Annotated in this window: 16 protein-coding genes and 1 tRNA gene; 7 read left to right on the top strand and 10 right to left on the bottom strand. The window is 74.2% G+C overall.

Features of this window, described 5'->3' with window-relative positions:
- Window positions 1-270: 270 nt before the first annotated feature.
- Window positions 271-525, bottom strand: a complete 255-nt coding sequence (locus tag ACWGKU_RS26650) for a hypothetical protein (RefSeq protein ID WP_401052141.1) — start codon at window positions 523-525, stop codon at window positions 271-273.
- A gap of 284 nt (window positions 526-809) precedes the next feature.
- Window positions 810-880, bottom strand: a tRNA-Cys gene (locus tag ACWGKU_RS26645).
- A 308-nt stretch (window positions 881-1,188) separates the two neighbouring features.
- On the opposite strand from ACWGKU_RS26645, the gene ACWGKU_RS26640 reads away from it, so the two are divergent.
- Complete coding sequence (locus tag ACWGKU_RS26640) at window positions 1,189-1,899, top strand: hypothetical protein (RefSeq protein ID WP_452179261.1); 711 nt, start codon at window positions 1,189-1,191, stop codon at window positions 1,897-1,899.
- Window positions 1,900-1,906: 7 nt separating this feature from the next.
- Here the strand turns inward: ACWGKU_RS26640 and ACWGKU_RS26635 are convergent, their stop codons facing one another.
- From ACWGKU_RS26635 to ACWGKU_RS26625, 3 genes are all read right to left on the bottom strand, one after another.
- Entirely contained in the window at window positions 1,907-2,566 is a 660-nt protein-coding gene (locus tag ACWGKU_RS26635) for a polysaccharide deacetylase family protein (RefSeq protein ID WP_401056535.1), read from the bottom strand.
- Between the two features lie 338 nt (window positions 2,567-2,904).
- Complete coding sequence (locus ACWGKU_RS26630) at window positions 2,905-3,522, bottom strand: TOPRIM nucleotidyl transferase/hydrolase domain-containing protein (protein WP_452179262.1); 618 nt, start codon at window positions 3,520-3,522, stop codon at window positions 2,905-2,907.
- 103 nt (window positions 3,523-3,625) lie between these two features.
- Window positions 3,626-4,363 (bottom strand): DUF4232 domain-containing protein, encoded by a 738-nt coding sequence (locus tag ACWGKU_RS26625; RefSeq protein WP_452179263.1) that lies wholly within the window; start codon window positions 4,361-4,363, stop codon window positions 3,626-3,628.
- A gap of 236 nt (window positions 4,364-4,599) precedes the next feature.
- On the opposite strand from ACWGKU_RS26625, the gene ACWGKU_RS26620 reads away from it, so the two are divergent.
- The 5 genes from ACWGKU_RS26620 to ACWGKU_RS26600 all read left to right on the top strand — a co-directional run bounded on the left by ACWGKU_RS26620 (window position 4,600) and on the right by ACWGKU_RS26600 (window position 10,413).
- Window positions 4,600-5,247 (top strand): hypothetical protein, encoded by a 648-nt coding sequence (locus ACWGKU_RS26620; protein ID WP_452179264.1) that lies wholly within the window; start codon window positions 4,600-4,602, stop codon window positions 5,245-5,247.
- A gap of 478 nt (window positions 5,248-5,725) precedes the next feature.
- Window positions 5,726-7,234: an SDR family oxidoreductase gene (locus ACWGKU_RS26615; protein ID WP_401049901.1), complete on the top strand. Its 1,509-nt coding sequence runs from the start codon at window positions 5,726-5,728 to the stop codon at window positions 7,232-7,234.
- A gap of 151 nt (window positions 7,235-7,385) precedes the next feature.
- Window positions 7,386-7,805 carry a YciI family protein gene (locus ACWGKU_RS26610; RefSeq protein ID WP_401049898.1) on the top strand — a complete coding sequence of 140 codons (420 nt, stop codon included), beginning with the start codon at window positions 7,386-7,388 and terminating at the stop codon, window positions 7,803-7,805.
- On the top strand, window positions 7,778-9,109 hold the full coding sequence (locus ACWGKU_RS26605) for an RNA polymerase sigma factor (RefSeq protein ID WP_401049895.1): 1,332 nt from the start codon (window positions 7,778-7,780) through the stop codon (window positions 9,107-9,109). The genes ACWGKU_RS26610 and ACWGKU_RS26605 overlap by 28 nt, the downstream gene beginning before the upstream one ends.
- A 221-nt stretch (window positions 9,110-9,330) precedes the next feature.
- Window positions 9,331-10,413, top strand: coding sequence for a hypothetical protein (locus ACWGKU_RS26600; RefSeq protein WP_452179265.1), 1,083 nt, complete (start codon window positions 9,331-9,333; stop codon window positions 10,411-10,413).
- A 129-nt stretch (window positions 10,414-10,542) separates the two neighbouring features.
- Here the strand turns inward: ACWGKU_RS26600 and ACWGKU_RS26595 are convergent, their stop codons facing one another.
- The 5 genes from ACWGKU_RS26595 to ACWGKU_RS26575 form a co-directional block, all read right to left on the bottom strand.
- Entirely contained in the window at window positions 10,543-12,891 is a 2,349-nt protein-coding gene (locus ACWGKU_RS26595; RefSeq protein WP_452179266.1) for an FtsX-like permease family protein, read from the bottom strand.
- Entirely contained in the window at window positions 12,888-13,574 is a 687-nt protein-coding gene (locus ACWGKU_RS26590) for an ABC transporter ATP-binding protein (RefSeq protein ID WP_401053009.1), read from the bottom strand. The genes ACWGKU_RS26595 and ACWGKU_RS26590 overlap by 4 nt, the downstream gene beginning before the upstream one ends.
- On the bottom strand, window positions 13,571-14,104 hold the full coding sequence (locus tag ACWGKU_RS26585; RefSeq protein ID WP_401053006.1) for a PadR family transcriptional regulator: 534 nt from the start codon (window positions 14,102-14,104) through the stop codon (window positions 13,571-13,573). Before ACWGKU_RS26585 ends, ACWGKU_RS26590 begins: the two co-directional genes overlap by 4 nt.
- A gap of 130 nt (window positions 14,105-14,234) precedes the next feature.
- Window positions 14,235-14,660 carry a hypothetical protein gene (locus tag ACWGKU_RS26580; RefSeq protein ID WP_452179267.1) on the bottom strand — a complete coding sequence of 142 codons (426 nt, stop codon included), beginning with the start codon at window positions 14,658-14,660 and terminating at the stop codon, window positions 14,235-14,237.
- Window positions 14,661-14,769: 109 nt separating this feature from the next.
- On the bottom strand, window positions 14,770-15,483 hold the full coding sequence (locus ACWGKU_RS26575; protein WP_452179268.1) for an aspartate/glutamate racemase family protein: 714 nt from the start codon (window positions 15,481-15,483) through the stop codon (window positions 14,770-14,772).
- A 318-nt stretch (window positions 15,484-15,801) separates the two neighbouring features.
- Between ACWGKU_RS26575 and ACWGKU_RS26570 the strand changes: the two genes are divergently transcribed.
- Complete coding sequence (locus ACWGKU_RS26570) at window positions 15,802-18,690, top strand: NACHT domain-containing protein (RefSeq protein ID WP_452179269.1); 2,889 nt, start codon at window positions 15,802-15,804, stop codon at window positions 18,688-18,690.
- The last annotated feature ends 10 nt before the right edge of the window (window positions 18,691-18,700 follow it).

The following is an 18,700-nucleotide window of genomic DNA, read 5'->3' as shown; positions in this document are numbered from 1 at the left end:
CCGCCGCGCGCTCACACCCGTCCGCCCCGGACCGACGGGGGGCCGGCTCCACCGAGTCGGCACCCGGGCGGTCCGGTTTTCGGTGCCGCAGATGCCGCAGATGCCGTGGTCAGGCGACGGGGCGGTGCGGGCGCGGCCGTCGTCGGGCAGGACGACGAGGCGCTGGACGAGGCCCTGGTGGTCGGCGCCCTCGGCCCGGGCCGGTGTTCCGGATCGCGATCCGCGCGCCCCGGCGCGGCGGGCAGGTCCGTGCGGACACCCCTTCCCGCCCTACCGGGACGGCGCGGCCTCGACCAGGGCCCGGCACTTCCGGCACGAGGCCGGGTCCCCGGGCTCGAAGTGGCACAGGAAGACCGTGAAGCAGCGGAGCCCGCACAGGGTGCGGGGCCTGCCGCGGCTCAGGTCCCCGGCGTGCAGGACACCGGGCACCCCCTGGACCCCGACGGCGGGGAACTCGGCCGGCTCGCGCGCGGTGGCGAAGGATCGGGTCCCGTCCGGGGCTCCGGTGTCCGGGCTGTCGGTCATGCCTGGCAGCATGCCACGGTCGGGGACCGCCGTCGGCGCCGGGCTCCCATCGCGGGTCGGCGGGCCTTGCGGGCCGGTGAGCGGCGGCCTGCCGTGCGCGGCCGGGCGGCCCGGAGCCGCCGGGGCTGATGCCGGGTCAGCACTCCCGGGAGGCCCCCGGCCCGGGCCTCGCCGTCCGGTCGGGGGCGGCAACCGGGCTGCTGTTCCTGCGGTGGGCTGACGGACCGCCGGCCGACACGGGGGCGACCGGCGGGACGCACCCCGGCACCGGCGGACAGGAGAAAAGGTGGAGACAGGAATCGAACCCGTCTGAACGGTCCTGCAAACCGTCGCCTCGCCACTCGGCCACTCCACCTCGACAACGGTGGAAACATTACACACGTATGAACCGGAACTCTCCGGAAGTGCTGGATTTTCACTCCGGAAGGCTCTTAATGCTTCTAGTGTTATTTCTCTCGACATGGCGCCGAAAGGGCCCGGGGGCCGACACGGGGAAAGTCATGTTGCGCTAGCCTGTGCCGATATCTCCAACCCGATGGGATTTCATTGATGGCCGTCGAGGAATCACGGTTCACCCGTATCACGGAGCTGCGTGGCGAATCCGCCACGAACCGGTGCCAGTACAAGAGTCTGCCCCTGCGCGACCTTCCACCGCTCGGTGTCGTGCGTCGCGCGCGGATCGCCCGCGAAGGCCTGCGTGAGCGCCGCGCCGACATTCCGGCGCCCGGCCGTCCCTCCCGCTTCGCCGAGGGGGACTGGGTCCGGGTGAAGGACGAGGCCGTGGTGCGCGCCACCCTGGACGCCAAGGACCGCCACCGCGGCCTGTGGTTCACCCGGAGCCAATGGTCGTTCTGCGGCGGCGTCTACCAGGTCGAACGCGTCGTGCGCCGCATGATCGACGACCACTACCGCGTGCGGCGCCTGTCGGGCACCGTCGCCCTGGCCGGCGCCACCTGCCACGGCGCCGACGGGACCCAGGGCTGCGGCATGGAGTGCGCGCTGCTGTTCCGCGACGAATGGCTGGAGTCCGCCCCCGCGCCGGTCCCCGCCGCCCGGCCGGTCGCCCTGTGGGCGACGGTGCGCAGCCTCGCGGAGATCCACGCGACCCTCGGCTCCGACGGGCGCCTGCACGGCGTCCCCTTCCAGCCGGGGATGGAGCGCCACGCCGGCACCCGTCACGGCGCCACCGAGCTGCGTCACCGGTCCCTGGCCTGGTGGCAGCACCCCACCGGGGGGCGCTGGTTCATCCTCCAGGGCCTGCGCTGCGGCGGCGAGCCGGCCCCCACCGGCTGCGACCGCCGCTGCGCCCTGCTGTGGCACGAGTCCTGGCTGCGCCTGGAACCCGCCGCGGAACCCGCCGCCGCCGGCCGCTGAGCGGCCGTCAGCGCCGCCAGCGGTCGCGCACCAGCTTCGCGGTCAGGTGCAGTGGTCCGTCCCGGTCTCCGACGTAACATCGGGGAAGCGCGTACACCCCGCTGTGGGGCCCGGGGCTGACCGCGCACCCGTACGCGTAGCCGGCCTGCTCCACCGCCTCCACCGCGGCGTCGTCGAGCGAGCCGTACGGGTAGCAGAACCCGCCGACTTCCCGGCCCGTGAGGTCCTCCAGCACGTGGCGGCTGTCGGTGACCTGGGCGGCGAGGTCCCGCGCGCCCAGGCCCGCCAGCCGCCGGTGGGTCAGCCCGTGCGAGCCGATCTCCACCCCGGCGGCAGCGGCTTCACGGACCTCGTCCGCCGTCATCAGCGGCTTGCGCGGGCCCTGTCGGTCCCAGTCGTTGCATCCGCCGAGCCGGCCGGCCACCACGTAGACCGTCGCGGTGAAGCCGTACTCCGCCAGTGCGGGCATGGCCTCCTCCAGGAAGTCGCGGTACCCGTCGTCGAAGCTGAGCCCGACCAGGCCCGCCGCGGTGCCGTCCCGGTGGGAACGCATCAGGGCGCCCACCGACACCCCGCGCAGCCCGCGGGCGGACAGCCAGCGCAGCTGGCGGCGGAACCGCGCGGGATCGACGGTGATCAGATAGGGGTCCTCGACCGTCGACGTCACCGAGTGATACATGAGTGTCCACGGGAGGCTTCCCGCGCCTGCGCCGGTCTCCCTTTCCGGACTATTGCGTGGTCGAATGATTCGCATGTTCCGCTCCAGCTGTCCGGTGGCACCGCCTGTGCAGGTGGACCCGAGGAAATTGCATTCTGGCAGCGTCGGACCCCGCTTCCATTCGCGCCAGGCGACTCCGCTTCATTTCACCCGGATGCCGGATCGGGAGCGGCCCGCCGGGGGACCGGCCGGACAGCCCTGATGACGATGACGTTGTCGACAATGACGGCGACGGCGACGGCGATGGCAATGGCGACTGCGATGGCCGGGGCGGGACCGGGGCGCCGTCACAGGTGCTGGAGCAGGCCCTGGAGGGGGGCGGGGACCCGCTGCGGGTCGAGGGCCTCGGTCAGGACGCGGCCGTAGCGGATCTTGCGGCCCTTCTTCGTGCCGAGGAAGCGGCGCATGCGCTGGTGCGGCGGCCGGTCCTGCTGGGCGGGCTGGCGCACGAAGGTCCGCCAGGCCGGGAGGTCGCCCTCGGCCCGGAGGATCTCCTCGACCCGGGGCACGCCCAGCGCGCGGACGAGCTCGTCCTCCAGGTCCGCCGTGCACACGAAGATCCCGTCGCACGGACCGCCGGCGCGTTCGAGACCGCGCTCGTAGAAGCCCTGCTCGCCCTCGTCGCACAGCCCGGCGAGGCGCAGGCCCAGTCCAGCCGGCCCGAGCAGGCCGGCGAATCGGCCGACGCTCATCGCCCCGCCCATCGGGACGACGCACACCCCCTCGGCGGCCAGGTCCCGGCCGTGGCGGGCGGCCAGCGCCTCGACGGCCGCGAGGTCGCTCGGGCCTTCCAGCAGTACCGCCGTCCGTACCCGAAGCCGGTCTGCCAGCTCGCCCGCCGGCCCGCCGTCCGCACCCGCGGCCCAGCCGATGACCGCCTCCCGGAACACCCGCATGTCCGTCATGGGGCGATTCTGCCCCCGCCCGGGCCGGCCGGGCGCGGGGTTTTCGCCGCCCGGCCCGGCCGCGGCGACGGATGCCGCCGTGCCGGCCGGGCCGGTTCCGGGACTACTTGGGGGCGGCCGTCATGGAGGCGACGGCGTCCGCCACGCTGGAGCGGTAGTTGCCCATCTTGGGGTTCAGCACCCGCACGCCGCTGTCGAGCGGGAAGTTCTGGGTGTTCGCGAGGGGCATGTTGGTGCCCTCGTCGTCGGCCAGCACGTTGATCTCGTTGATGCCGGGGGTGGTGCCGGTGGTGGCGCCGCTCGGGTCGAGGTCGATCACCGCGTAGGCGTTCTGCCCCGCCGGGACCGTGAAGCGCTCGGTGCCGCTGGCGAGTACCGGCTTGACGTTCTTGCTCTGGTCGGGCGAGACGGAGTCGCCGAGGTCGACCCCCGGGGAGGAGCTCAGGCTGCAGGCGCTCGCACCGGTGTTGCGCACCTCGATCACCCGCTGGCCGGCCGCCCCGGCTCGGGCCGTCACCTTGATCGAGAGGTTCTTGATGTCGCACGGGTGGGCGGCGGCGCCGGCGCTGCCCCCGTCGGACTTGGTGCCGCCCGGGGTGCTCGCGCCGGACGGCTTCTGCGGGGCGGGCTTCGTCGCCGCTCCCGTGGCCGGTGCGCCCGTGGGGGCGCCGGAGGCCGGGCCGCCCGCCGTCGGGGGCGTGACGGCCACCGTGGCGGCCGCGGAGGCCCCCGGGCCGCCGGCCGTGTCGGTGTTGTCGGGCCCGCAGGCGGTCAGCGCGAGGCCGGCTCCGACGACGAGGGCGGCGGAGGCGAGCAGCTGGTGACGGTGGCGGACGGACATGGTGGCTCCCCGATGACGGTGCGTGCTGATGTGCGTGGACACCTCACAGGACGGTCGGTCGACGGCTTTTGGTGGCATGCACAGCGTCACAATCGTCAGGACAGGATGAAGATCAGATCGTGACATTCGGTCAGATGTGCTGCGGGCAGCGGGCGATGGACCGCTCGGCCCCGATGGGGCCGTTCCGTGTGTCGGTAGCATGACGGTCCGACACATCCCTCCCCCGAGGAGTCCCCTTGACGAACACGTTCATGCGGCGAACAGCGTTACCCGCCGCCCTCACCGTCCTGACCGCGGCGGCGTCGGCGCTCGGCGCGGGCACCGCCCACGCGGACTCGCTGAACGACCCGTGCGACCCGCGCGTGCCGCAGACCCAGCTGTTCGAGGTCGCGACCGCCACCGTCGACCCGGTACTGACGCACTGGAAGGGCATCACCATCGCCCCGGGCACCACCGGCTCCATCGAGACCACCGTCTCCGAGGTGCAGACCGTCAGCACCACGTTCAACGCCTCGACCGAGATCAGCGCCTCGGCGGGCGCGCTCTTCGCGAAGGTCTCCGTCAAGGTCGGCTTCTCCGTGCAGACCGGCAAGTCCACCACCAGCAGCTGGTCCCAGAAGATCACCCTGAACTTCTCCCGCCCCGGCGACTACGCGGTCTTCAAGGGCACCCACCGCGTCCAGGGCACGGCCGACGCCTTCACCTGCGTCGTCGACGGGCCCATCGGGAGCGACCCGAGCAAGGGGCGCTGGGCCTACGTCTTCGGGTACCACCCCGTCTACAGCACCTTCGACGCCGAGATCGAGGGCACGGTCTCCTGCGACACCCCGGTCTCGCCCGGCACCGTGCAGGAACTCGCCCGCAACAAGCTGGTCTGCCACTGAGCGCCGCCCCGCCCTCCGGTCCCGGGCGCGGGGGCCGAGGGCGGGGCCGCGGGCCGGGGCCGGGGCAGGGGACGGGGACGGGGACGGGGCTCGCCGAGAAGCTGTGCGACCGGCCGCCCGAGGAGTACGCCGTCGCGTCCACCGCGACGATCCCGGCCCCCGCCGGGTCCGCGAACCGGCCCTGGCCCGGCCCGGGTGGTTGCGGGAGCCGCAGCGGGCGCGCCGGGCCCACTGGTGCGGGAACGTGGAACCGGACGAGGACTACCTGCCGCCCGGGCACCGGACGGAGCCCGGGCGGCTCCACCAGGAGCCGCGGGACGAGGTGCCGCGCGGGAGTGACGGCCACGGCGCCGGCCCATCCGTCGTCGCGCCGGCTCCGAACACCGTGCGCGACGCTGGTTGCGTCATTCCGCCCGGCCCGGCGGAGGCCCGGCCCTGCGGAAACCCCGCGGGTGCCGCTTCCGGAGGAGGAGTCGACATGGAACCGCTGCGACCCGACCCGCTGCGGCCCGCCCCGCTGCGCTGCCTGGTGACCGGGGCGACCGGCTACATCGGCGGCCGGCTCGTGCCCGAACTGCTCGCCCGCGGGCACACCGTGCGCTGTCTGGTGCGCGATCCCCGGCGGCTGCGCGACCAGCCCTGGCGGGCCCGGGTGGAGACCGCCACCGGTGACGTCACCCGCCCCGCCACCCTCGCCGGGGCCTTCGACGGCGTCGACGTCGCCTACTACCTCGTCCACTCGCTCGGCACCGGACCCTCCTTCGAGGCGACCGACCGGGAGGCCGCCCGCGCCTTCGCGGCGGCCGCGGCGGCCGCCGGCGTCACCCGGATCGTCTACCTCGGCGGCCTCGTCCCCGCCGGGGTGCCCGAGGCGGACCTCTCCCCCCACCTGCGCTCGCGCGCCGAGGTCGGCCGCGTCCTGCGCGCCGGCGGTGTTCCCACGGCCGAACTGCGCGCCGCCGTGATCATCGGCTCCGGCAGCGCCTCCTTCGAGATGCTGCGCCACCTCACCGAACGCCTGCCCGCGATGGTCACCCCGCGCTGGGTCTCCACCCGGATCCAGCCGATCGCCGTCCGGGACGTCCTGCGCTACCTCGTCGGCGCCGCCCACCTGCCGCCCGGGCTGAACCGCACCTTCGACCTCGGCGGCCCCGACGTCCTCACCTACGAGCAGATGATGCGGCGCTACGCCCGCATCGCCGGGCTGCGCCGGCGTCTCATCGTCCCCGTGCCGGTCCTCACCCCCCGCCTCTCCAGCCACTGGGTCGGCCTGGTGACCCCCGTGCCGAACTCCATCGCCCGCCCCCTCGTCGAGTCCCTGCGCCACGAGGTCGTCTGCGGCGAGCACGACATCGCCCGCTGGGTGCCCGACCCGCCGGAGGGCCTGACCGGCTTCGACCGGGCCGTCACGCTCGCCCTGCGCCGGATCAAGGACGCCGACGTCGCCACCCGCTGGTCCTCCGCCTCCCTGCCCGGCGCCCCGAGCGACCCGTTGCCCACCGATCCCGACTGGGCCGGCGGCAGCCTCTACCAGGACGTCCGGGAACGCGCCGTGACCGCGCCGCCCGCCGCCGTCTGGCGGGTGATCGAGAGCATCGGCGGCGACAACGGCTGGTACTCCTTCCCGCTCGCCTGGGCCCTGCGCGGCCGGCTGGACCGCCTGGTCGGCGGCGTCGGACTGCGCCGGGGCCGCCGCGACCCGGCCCGGCTGCGGGTCGGCGACTCCCTGGACTTCTGGCGCGTCGAGGAGATCGAACCCGGCCGGCTGCTGCGCCTGCGGGCCGAGATGCGCCTGCCCGGGCTGGCCTGGCTCGAACTCTCCGTCGCACCGGACGGGGACCGCGGCACCCGGTACCGGCAGCGGGCCCTGTTCCACCCGCACGGCCTGGCCGGACACGCGTACTGGTGGGCCGTCGCGCCGTTCCACACCGTGGTGTTCGGGGGCATGGCCCGCAACATCACCGAACGCGCCCGCCGGCAGCCCTGATCCGGCCGGGCCCCCGGCTCCCCCGAGTGCGACGGGGGCGTCCGCCGCGAAGAAAATGATCCAGGTCCGTCCACCGTGTCGATCCGCGACCGCGCCGTTCGACCTGGGACCGGAAGGGTCGAGAGGCGACCCCCGAACGAGGAGGCCGGAGATGGCGAAGTACATGCTGATCATGCGGGGCACCGACGAGTCCGTCGCGAAGATGATGGAGACGCCGTTCGAGGAGATGCTCGAAACGGTGGGCCGTTTCAACGAGGAGCTGATCCGGGCGGGCGTGCTCGTCGCCGCCGAGGGGCTGGACGACCCCTCGCAGGGCGTGGTGGTGGACTTCAGCGGGGAGACCCCGGTGGTCACCGACGGACCGTACGGCGAGACGAAGGAGCTGTTCGGCGGCTTCTACGTGATCGATGTCGCCTCGAAGGAGGAGGCCGTCGAGTGGGCCAAGCGCCTCCCGGCGCTGCCCGGCTCGAAGTGCGAGGTCCGCCGCGTGCCGGGCATCGAGGAGTTCCCGCAGGACAACGAGTGGATCGTCAAGGAGCGGGCGTGGCGCGAGCGGACCGGCCAGCTGTGACAGCCGGGGCCACCGACGGCCCGCCGGTCGCCGAGTCGGCGCGGCGGGCCGTCGAGGCCGTCTGGCGGATCGAGTCGGCACGGATCGTCGGGGCGCTGGCCCGGTACACCGGGGACTTCGCCCTGGCCGAGGACGTCGCGCAGGAGGCGCTGGCGGAGGCACTCGTCACCTGGACGCGCGACGGTGCGCCGGCCAACCCGGTGGGCTGGCTGCTGGCGACCGCGCGGCGGCGGGCCATCGACGCCTTCCGCCGCAGGTCGGCCCTCGACGAGCGGTACGCCGTGCTCGCCGGCCGGCTGGCCGACGGCCGGTCCAGCTCGGGCGCGGCCGGCCCGCCCGGGCCGCCCGACGATCTGCCGTGGGACCCGGACCGGGTCGACGACGACGTCCTGTCCCTCATGTTCGTCGCGTGCCACCCGGTGCTGTCGCCCGAGGCCCGGGTGGCACTCACGCTGCGCGTGGTGGGCGGCCTGTCCAGCGAGGAGATCGCCCGCGCCTTCCTCGTGCCGGTACCAACCGTGCAGGCCCGCATCACCCGGGCGAAGAAGACGATCGCCGCCGCCCGCGTGCCGTTCGAGCTGCCGCCGCCCGAGGAACGGCCGGGGCGGCTCGGCGCCGTCCTGAGCGTCCTGTACGTGGTCTTCACGGAGGGCTCGACGGCGACGGCCGGCGACCACCTGCTGCGCCCCGACCTCGCCTACGAGGCCGTACGACTGGCCCGGGTCCTGGCCGCCCTGCTGCCCGGGGAGCCCGAGGTGCACGGCCAGCTCGCGCTGTTCGAGCTCACCGCCGCGCGCTTCCCGGCCCGCACCGGGCCCGACGGCGAGGCGGTGCTCCTGGAGGACCAGGACCGGCGCCGGTGGGACCGCTCCGCGATCCGGCGCGGTCTGGCCGCGCTCGGCCGCGCCGCCGCCCTCGGGCGGGGCCTCGGACCGTACGGTCTGCAGGCCTCGATCGCCGCCTGCCACGCGACGGCGCCCTCGGTGCCGGAGACCGACTGGGACCGCATCGTGCTCCTGTACGAGGCGCTCGGCCGGGTGGCCCCCTCCCCCGTCGTCGACCTCAACCGCGCGGTGGCCGTCGCGATGGCGGGCGGACCGCGGGAGGCGCTGTCCATCGTCGACGACCTGGCCGCCTCCGGCCGCCTGTCCGGGTCGCACCTGCTCCCCGGCGTGCGCGGCGAACTGCTGCTCCGCCTCGACCGCACCGCCGAGGCCCGTGCCGAGCTGGAACTCGCCGCCCGCCTGTGCCGCAACGCCCCCGAGCGGTCGGTGCTGCTGCGCAAGGCGGCCGCGCTGGGGTGACGCCTGCCTGCCGGGCCGCCCTCCCCCGCCCCCGCCACCGCCACCGCCACCGCCACCGCCAGCGCCACCGCCAGCGCCACCGCCAGCGCCAGCGCCACCGCCAGCGGCCGCGGCCGCGGCCGCGGCCGCGGCCGGCGGAATTTCCGCTTCCCCTTGCTCTCCTGGCTCTGGTATGACAGCACCTGGCCCGATCGGGGCCACCTGAACAGGGGGATTGTGTCGTGCTGAGGACCACCCGCCGACGCCGGGTACGCGTCGCTTCGCTGCTGGCCGCCTCGGTGGCGCTCGCCACCGTGACGACGGCCGCGCCGGCCGGGGCCGCGCCCCGCTCGACCGGGAGCGACGCCGCCCCGACGGCCGGGCTGAACCTGATGCTGCGCGCCGATCCGTGGAAGGTCGTCCAGACCCGCCGGGCACCGGACGGCACCTGGGACGCCGCCAGGGAGATCCCGCAGTTCGGCGGCTTCCGGTACTGGACGACCGTCGTCGACTCCGGGCGGCTGCGGCTGTTCGGGCTCCGGAGCTCCGGCCCGATGAGCGTGCAGTTCGTCCAGTCGACGCAGCAGCCCGACGGCAGCTGGTCCGCGCCGACCCCGATGCAGGGCCTGGCGGAACTGCCCGTCTCCAGCGAGTACTTCCAGCTGGGCACGGCCGGCGCGGCCATGGTGAACGGCCGGGTCCAGCTGGCGGCGATCGACCCCACGGGCCGGCTCGTCCACACCGTCGAGAACCCGGACGGGAGCTGGCAGCCCTGGGGAGCGATCAGCGCCCCTCCGGGACTCGGCTCGGACAAGTACTTCAGCCTGGCGACGGCCGAGGTGAACGGCGAACTGCACATCGTGGCCACCATGTGGAACGACGGCAGCGTGCTCCACACCATCCGGCACGCGGACGGCACCTGGGCCGGCTGGGGCAACATCATGGGCGCGGCCGGGACCCCCTCCCCCTGGGGCTGGCCGCACGACGTGGTCGCGGTGGGCATCAACGGCGCGCTGCAGGTCGCCGTGGTGAACAACAGCCAGATCGCCGTCTACCACACGATCCGCAACTCCGACGGGAACTGGGCCGGTTGGGGGCCCATCGGCCAGCAGATCCTCACCCAGCCCTTCTACGTGTGCGGCGCCGACGGCGCCAATGTGAACAACGAGCTGCAGCTGCTCTTCGAGACCTGCGCCAACAGCGGCTCGCTCTACCACACCATCCGTCACGCGAACGGCAGTTGGGACCGGGCCGGCTACGTCCAGAGCGCCGTCGACCTCTCCCCCTGGCGGCCCGTCGCGGACGGATCGGCCGTCGGCGGCTGACCGTCCCGGGCCGCCTCCCCGGCCGTCTCCGTGCCGCCGCCCCCGTGCCGCCGTCTCCCGCCCCGGCGCGGGAGACGGCCCCTCACGGGGACCGGCCGGGGTGCGTCGGGGCGCCGCGCGGGATCCGGGCTACTCGTAGCGCAGCGCGTCGGGCCGCATCAGCCGCAGGAGTTGCGGCAGTCCGAGGGCGGTGGTGAGGAGGACCGCGCCGGCCGCGATTCCCGACATGGCCAGCATCGAGCCCCAGTCCACGTTCCACGGGACGCCCGCCGCGTACTGCAGGACCGCCCCCGTCAGCAGGCCGCCGACGGCCGCCAGCACCAGGCCCAGGGCCATCGGGAGCAGCGTCTGCCAGAGCACCGACAGGCCCAGGACGCGGCGGCGGGTGCCGACGGCGTTCAGCACGCCGAGCACGCGGCGCTGTTCCCGGAAGCGCTCCAGCTGGCCGACCAGCAGGCTGAGGGAGACCAGCAGGAGGGTGACCGCCGATCCCGCCGTCAGCAGGCGCTTGACCGCGAGGTAGGTGGGGTCGAGCGTGTTGTCGAGCGGGAACCCGGTGCGGGCCTGCGGGTCGATCGCCATCACGGCGGTGGTCAGCTGCTCCTTGGGGTCCGTCAGGCCGTCGGCGAGCGACACCAGGACGGTCGCCGGCTGTCCGCGCAGCGCCTCGGCCGGCACGGCGGCGGGGGTGAGCAGCAGCAGGCCGGATCCGAGCCGCCCGTTGGGGTCCGCGCCCTCGACGGCGGTGACGGTGGCCGTCACGGCGGGCAGCGGGAAGGGGGCCGGCTCGCCGGCGCCCCGGAAGTAGGCGGCGTGGACGGTCGTCCCGGGCCGGACCGGTTCGGCGTCCGGCCGCCCGGCCGGGCCCTGGACCGCGAAGGCGTCGCCGTCCTTGCAGTCGGGCAGGGTCGCGAAGCCGCGCAGCACCGTGCAGGAGGCGATCCGGACCGAGGGCAGCTGCCAGGACCTGGCCGTCCCGCTCTCCAGGGAGAACTCGGTGTACGCCGCGGTGGCCTTGACCCCGGCGCTGCGCGCCAGGCGTTCGGCGATGCCGTCGGCGGTGGGCGCGCCGCCGGGGAAGGACACCGACTGCTGGTACGGCCCGGCGGCGGGCACGTCCCGGGTGATGCCCTCGTACTGTGCGCCGATGCCGAGGAAGAGCGTCTGCAGGGCGATCGCCCCGGCGATCGCCACCACGACGCCGCTGACCGCCGCGGCAGCCGGTCCCGAGCCCAACTGCAGGCGGCGGGTGGCCAGTTGCCAGGACAGGCCGCCGCCGACGGCCCGTCGGGCGACGGCCTCCACCAGCCACGGCAGGAGGGTGCAGACGCCGATCAGCGTCAGCATCACGCCGGCCGCCACGAGGAGCGATCCGCGCGTGCCGTTCACCGGGTCGAAGAGCGCGAGGGCGAACACCGTCAGGGCCAGGCCGGCCGGCGGCAGCATCAGGCGCCATCCGATCCGGCGCCGGCCGGGGCCGGAGCGGCGGACCACGCCGAGCGGGTCGACGGTCGCCCGGCGCATCGCGAGCAGGGTGACGCCGATGCCCATGAGCGGCACGACCACGGCGATCGCGGCGGCGACGGCGGGCTGCGGTGCGACGTCCTCGGGGTAGAAGCTGAATCCGGCGAGCCGGATCCGTCCGATCGCCTGTCGGCCGATCAGGAAGAGCGCCGCGCCGGCGGCCAGGCCCAGCACCGCGCCCACCAGGGACTCCCCGGCGGCGATCCGGGCGGTCATCCGGCGGTCCGCGCCGCCGAGCCGCAGGGCGGCGAGCCGGCGGTCGCGCCGTTCGCCGCCGAAGCGCGCGGCGGCGGCGAGGAAGACCCCGACCGGGGCCAGCATCACCGTCAGGCCCACGGCGTTGAGCAGGATCAGCTTCGGGTCCATGGATTTGGGTGGTGAGAAGTGGCCGAACTCGGTGATCCGGACGGCGCCGGTGTCCACCGAGAGGCGGTCGCCGCCGAGCACGAAGTCGGCCTGGCCGGGTCCGAGCAGCCCGGCCGGGCCGATGGTGCCGACCACGGGGTGGGGCAGGCGCTCGCGCAGCAGCTGGTTGGCGGGGTCCTTCAGCAGGTCGGCCAGGGCCGGGGAGACGGCCATCTCGCCGGGCTTCGGGTAGGCGGCCACCCCGGGCGGGAGCGCCGCGTTCGGGCCCTCGGGCTGGACGATCCGGCCGCGGACGGGCGTGCCGTGGAAGGTGGTGTCGGCGACGGCCACGAGGACCGTCCGGTCGCCGGGGGTGGGCAGGTCCTCGTCCTGGAAGGTGTCGTTCTGCGTGTACAGGCGCTGGTCGCGGTGGTGCACGATGCCGGGGAAGGAGGCGGTGAAGAGCAGCAGGGCCACTCCCAGGCCGACGCCGCAGGCGGTGAGCAGCAGTCGGCCCCAGCCGTCCCGTCCGCTGGTGACGGCCAGTCGGGCGCCGAGGGCGAGCTGGTCCAGGGCCGGCCGGCGGACCTTCGGGTCGGCGGCGCTCACCGGGCGCCCGCCAGGTCTCGGGTGCGGCCGTCGCGGACGACGACCTCGCGGTCCGCGTAGGCGGCGACCCGCGTCTCGTGGGTGACCAGGACGACGGCCGCGCCGGTCTCGCGCGCGGCGAGGGTCAGCAGCTTCATGACGCGTTCGCCGTTGAGGGTGTCGAGGGCGCCGGTCGGCTCGTCGGCGAACACCGCCTTGGGGCCGGTGATCAGGGCGCGGGCGGCCCCCACCCGCTGGCCCTGGCCGCCGGACACCTCGCCGGGGCGCTTGGCGGCGACGTCGGTGACCTCCAGTCGTTCCAGCCACTCGCCGGCGCGGGCCTCGGCGGCCTTGCGGCGCATGCCGTTCAGGCGCAGCGGCAGTGCGACGTTCTCCAGGCAGGAGAGTTCCGGGACGAGCTGGCCGAACTGGAACAGGAAGCCGAACTCGGTGCGCCGCAGGGCGCTGAGCTCGGCGTCGGTGCAGGTGGTGAGGTCACGGCCCTGGTAGCCGATGGTGCCGCGGTCGGGGCGGGTGATGCCGGCGAGGCAGTGCAGCAGGGTGGACTTCCCCGAGCCGGAGGGGCCCATGACGGCGACGAGTTCGCCGGCGGCGACGGTGAGCGAGGCGCCGGCGAGGGCCGGGGTGAGGCCGAAGGACTTGTGCAGGTCCTGGGCGGTGAGCAGGGGTCCGGCGCTGGTCAACGTGGGGTCTCCGTGAGGCGGGCGGTGAGGTCGTCGAGGCGGGCGGCGGTCAGTTCCAGCCAGCGCAGGTCGGCCTCCAGGTGGAACAGCGCGTGGTCGCAGATCAGTTCGTCGGCGAGGTCGCCGGCGAGCTTGCGGCGGGTCAGTTCGCGCATGGTCCGCAGGTGTTCGGCCCGCTGGGTGTCCAGGACGTCGGCGGCGGAGCGTCCGGTCAGGATGGCGAGCACGACCTTGTGGTAGAGGGTGCTCTGCAGGTACGGCTGCGGGTCCTCCGGCTGGGTGAGCCAGTCGGCGAGGTCGGTGACTCCGGCGTCGGTGATCGCGTACCGCTTGCGGTCCGGGCCGCCGCCGGCCTCCACGCCCTCCACGACGACCAGGCCGTTCTTCAGCAGCCGGGAGAGCGTCGCGTACACCTGCCCGTAGTGCAGGGAGCGGTCGCGCCCGAAGTGCTCGTCGTAGAGGCGTTTGATGTCGTATCCGTGGCGGGGCTGGGCTTCCAGGAACCCGAGGAGCATCTGTCCGAGTGACATGATCAAGGACTATACACACCATGTATACATGGTGTGTATAGCGAGGCGGGCCCCGGCGGTGGGGCCGAGGGAGCCGACCGCACCCGCGAGGGCTGCGGCCGGCGGGCGGTCGGTTCCCGCCCCCGGTCGGTCAGGCGTCCGGCTGGGTGACCGTCAGCCCCCAGTGCACGTCGGGGGCCGACGCCTTCACCCCGACGTGGAAGGACCGGCCCTGCTCGGCCGTCACCACCGCCGAGCCCCTGTCGACGGCCTCGGCCGGACAGGGCACGGTGAACTCCACCGGGGTGGTGTCGCCGTAGTACGGCGTGAAGGTGACCCGCACCTCGCCCGCGCCGCCGCTGCCGCCCCGGCAGCCGACCGTCACGGTGACGGGCGGACCGGCCGTGTAGGCGCCGCCGGTGACCGCCCCGCCGTCACCGATCCAGTCCGGGATCCAGATCAGCCCCTCCTGCCCGGGGTAGGGCAGGATCTCGCCCGTCCCCGGCGTCCCGTGCCCGATCTCCCCGGCCTGTCCGGCCTGTCCGGCCTGTCCGGCGGACGCCGGGACCGCCGTCACGCGATCGCCGCCACCGCCGCGACCGCCGTCGTCCAGGCGAAACTCGCACGCCTCATGGTCATCCCCTCCGTGGTGCCGGGCCCGGGCGTCCCGACGCACCCGCACAGTGTCATCCGGCACCGACAGCACCGCCTGAGTACGGATACTCAAGCGCCGCCTGCGCGGGGCGTGACACCGCGGCGGCGGCAGCGGCGCGCAGCCCGAGGGCCGGGCTGGACAGGACCGGTACGGCGGTCGCGGTCCGCTGCGCGGCGTCCGCCATGGACGCCTGGGCGAGGACGACGGCGTCCGCGTCGACCACGGCCTCGACGGCGGTGGCGATCGCGGTCAGGTAGCCGGCGCGGTCGCCGCTCTCGAACCGGTCCCAGGCGCCGTCGACCAGCGTGGCCGTCACCGTGACCGGCCGGCCGGATCGGGCGGCCTCCTCGTCGACGAGGGCCGTGGTCGGGCCCAGGGTGCCGGCCAGTGCGGCGATCACGGCGATGCGTGTCGCCGCTCGGCCGCCGCCGGGTGCGACGGCGACGGCGGCCGCCGCCATCGGACGGTCGACGCGCAGCACGGGCACTCCCAGCGCCGCGGCCCGGGCCTCCGCGACGCCCCCGATCGTCGAACAGGTGCACAGCACCGCCGCGGCCCCGGCGGCGATCGCCGGGGCGAGAGCCCGGTCGATGTCCCCCGCCACGGCCTCGGGCCCCTCGGCCAGGGCCCTGGCCAGCAGCCCCTCCGACACGACGTGCCGCAGGGGCAGCCCGGGGTGCTCGCGGTCGCGGAGCGCGTCGAAGACGGGGACGTGGACCGGGGAGGTGTGGAGCAGCGCCAGCATGCGCGCGATGCTAGCGGCCCCGGCGGCCGGGCCCCGTCGCCGGGAGGGCGAAGGCCCCGACCCGAGTGGTGCCGATGGCCGACCAGAGCCGCGTGCACCGCCCGGGTCGGCTGCGCTGCCGGGCCGGGGTCGCGCCCACCGCACACCGCCCCGTGCTGCCGGTGGGCCCGGAAGGCAGTTCGGCGGCTCCGGTGCGTCTCCCCTGCCGCAGGACGGTCTCCGGTCACCGGGGCCCGAGCAACGGAGCGAGGCTCCACAGGCCGAATCCGTTAGGCTCAGCCGTCCGGGTCGGCGCCGTCGCCGTCGTAGAGGGGCGCAGTGTCAGAGCAGACGGGGCGGTACAACTACGAACTCCTCGGGGAGAAGCTGTTCCAGCAGCTGTGCAACGCCCTTCTGGCGCACTGCTTCCCTGATATGCAGTGCTTCCCGGTCGGCCACAGCGACGGCGGCCGTGACGCCGTCCTGCCTCGGGACGGTGCGCAAGAGGCGATCTTCCAGGTGAAGTGGACGAGCCGGCCGTTGAAGGACCCGGTGGCCTGGCTGACCCGCACCATCGATCGGGAACGGGCCAACATCGAGCGTCTGGTGTCCGCCGGGGCACGGCAGTACTTCCTGCTGACGTCGATGGCAGGCACCGCCGTTCCCGGGCGCGGCACGATGGACCGGTTCGACGCAGAACTCGCGAAGTATTCGGCGGAGTTCGGACTCGGGATGAGGATCTGGTGGCGGGCGGACATCGACGCGCGGGTGGACGCTGCTCCGGACAGCCTCAAGTTCGCCTACCCCGGCATGCTGACCGGCCACGATCACGTGCGATACCTCATCAGGGGCTCACCTGCCACCGGGGCGCACACACGCCCGTCCTTGATGCGGTCGGATGCCGCCGCGGGGCTCGTCGCCGACCGGTGGCTCCGGCTGGGCCAGGCCGGCGCGGAACCGAGTTCGGGACGGATCGGCCTCGGGCCGGTCGCTGTCGACCTGAAGGCCGAGCACACGACACCCGGCGGCGAGCCGGGAACCGTTCTGGCCTGCCAGCATGTGATCGAGCACGGCGACAACGCGCTGCGCCCCTCCGGACAGCGCACGGAGGCGCCGCAGCACGTCCTGCTGTTCGGCGGCCCGGGGCAGGGCAAGACCACTCTCGGTCAACTGATCTGCCAGGCCTACCGGGTGGCGATGTTCGACGACAACGACCGGCTGCTGCCCGCCCCGACCCGGGACCTGCTGCGCTCCCTGCGCCGCGACCTCACGGAGGCCGGTATCCCCGCGCCGCGCCGCCACCGCTGGCCCCTGCGCATCACCCTGCACGACTACGCCCTCTCCCTTGCCCACCCCGGCCCGGACACAGCCGGCCTGCTGCGGTTCATGGCCCGGCAGGTGGGCCGAGGGGTCACGGAGGCGGACCTTCGGGACTGGCTCCGGGAGTGGCCCTGGCTGCTGGTGCTCGACGGCTTGGACGAAGTCCCCCGGCCCGCACGGGAAACCGTCATGGAGGGCGTCAACGACTTCCTCACCACCGCCCGCTCGGTCGACGCCGATCTGCTGGTGGTGGGCACCACCCGGCCTCAGGGCTACCACGGCGAGTTCCACCCCGGCGACTACACGTCCCTCACCCTCAGCGGGATGACCGCGGACGACGCCCTGCACTACGCCGGCCGGCTCGCCCGGGCCCGGCACCGCACCGATCCCGAGATGTACGCGACCGTGGTGGAGCGGATCACGGCCGCCGCCGCCGACATCACGACCAGGCAGCTCCTGGGCTCCCCGCTCCAAGTGGCGATCATGAGCCTGCTGGTCGAGAAACGGCGGCAACTTCCCCAGAACCGGTTCAAGTTCTTCGAGGCCTACTACAACACCGTCTACACCCGCGAGGCCGAGAAACCGGGCCGAGCGGGTGAGCTCCTGACGGAGAACCAGCATCACATCGACTGGCTGCACCTCCACGCCGGCCTGACGATCCAATCGAAAGAAGCCGTCACCGAACCGTCGGACCCCCTCGTCCTGTCGGAGGACGCCCTGCGGGAGCGCCTGCGCCTCAGGCTGTGCGAGGAGACCGAGGACCCGGCCCGTGCCGAAGCGCTGTCGTCCGAACTCGTCGCAGCGGCCACCGAGCGGTTGGTCCTCCTGGTCTCACCGCGCCCCGGCGCGGTCGGCTTCGAGGTGAAGAGCCTTCAGGAGTACTGCGCCGCCGGCGCCCTCCTGTCGGGGCCCGACGCGGACATCGTCCCCCGTCTCGCGGACCTCGCCACGGACCAGACCTGGTACCAGGCCTGGCTGTTGACCGCCGCCGGCCTGTTCACCGACCACCCCCACCTTCGTGACGAGTTCCTGGTCATGCTCCGCGGCCTGGACAAGCGGGGCCTGTCGGAGATGCTGGTGCTCCCGGGCGCCCACCTGGCGCTCGCGCTGCTGGACGAGGACCTTGCCCGCCAACATCCGCGCCGCCACACGGCGCTCGTCCAGCACGCGGCCGAGCTCATCACCGCCCCCGACACCTTCGAGTACGACTACACACTGACGTTCAACCCGCGCTGGGCCATGCCGAGGACCCTGGCGAGGGCGGCAGAGCACAGTGAACAAGCCCGTACGTCCCTGGAGAACGCCGCCAGGGCCGCACTCGGCGCACAGGGTCTGCCGGCGGTCCACTGCCTTCGGACAATCACCAACTGGGCCCGCGCCGGTGGGTGCCTCCAGCCGGTGGCGCAGGCCCTGCTGGAGTCGGCCACCCAGCACATGGGAGCCGAGCAGCGGGCCGCGGTGCGACTGTTCACCTCCGATGTGCTGGTGGGAGCGGCCCTGCCCGGGCTGGCGGGGTTCAGCCCGACCGGGACCGGTGACCGGACCACCCTGGCGGCCTTCCTCCCGGGGACCGTCGCCGGAGACCTGTCGGCATCCCCCCGCACGGGCGCCGAGGCTGCTGCCTGGCAGTGGGTCGCCGACTGGGCCTCGGAGCTGCCGGTCACGTACGAGCTTGTGGACGGTGTCGCCGTCCCGCTCGTCGACGACGATTCGCTGTGGAACGGCCCGTATCTCATGGACAGCCGCTGGGAGTGGGAGTGGCTGCCTCACGCCCGACGGATCTGCGCCGAGGCGGCCTTGGCGCAGCCCGCGACGGGATGGAGCATCGCGCGTGCCCTCCAGGCGGCCCTGGGCTGGATCGCGTCCTGGGACGTCGCGCTCGAACCCTCGGTGCGGGGCATCACCTGACGTCCCCGTC

This window comes from Kitasatospora sp. NPDC054768 (assembly GCF_053612025.1).
Note: the sequence above shows the minus strand (reverse complement) of the source record. Positions and strands in the feature narration are given on the sequence as shown.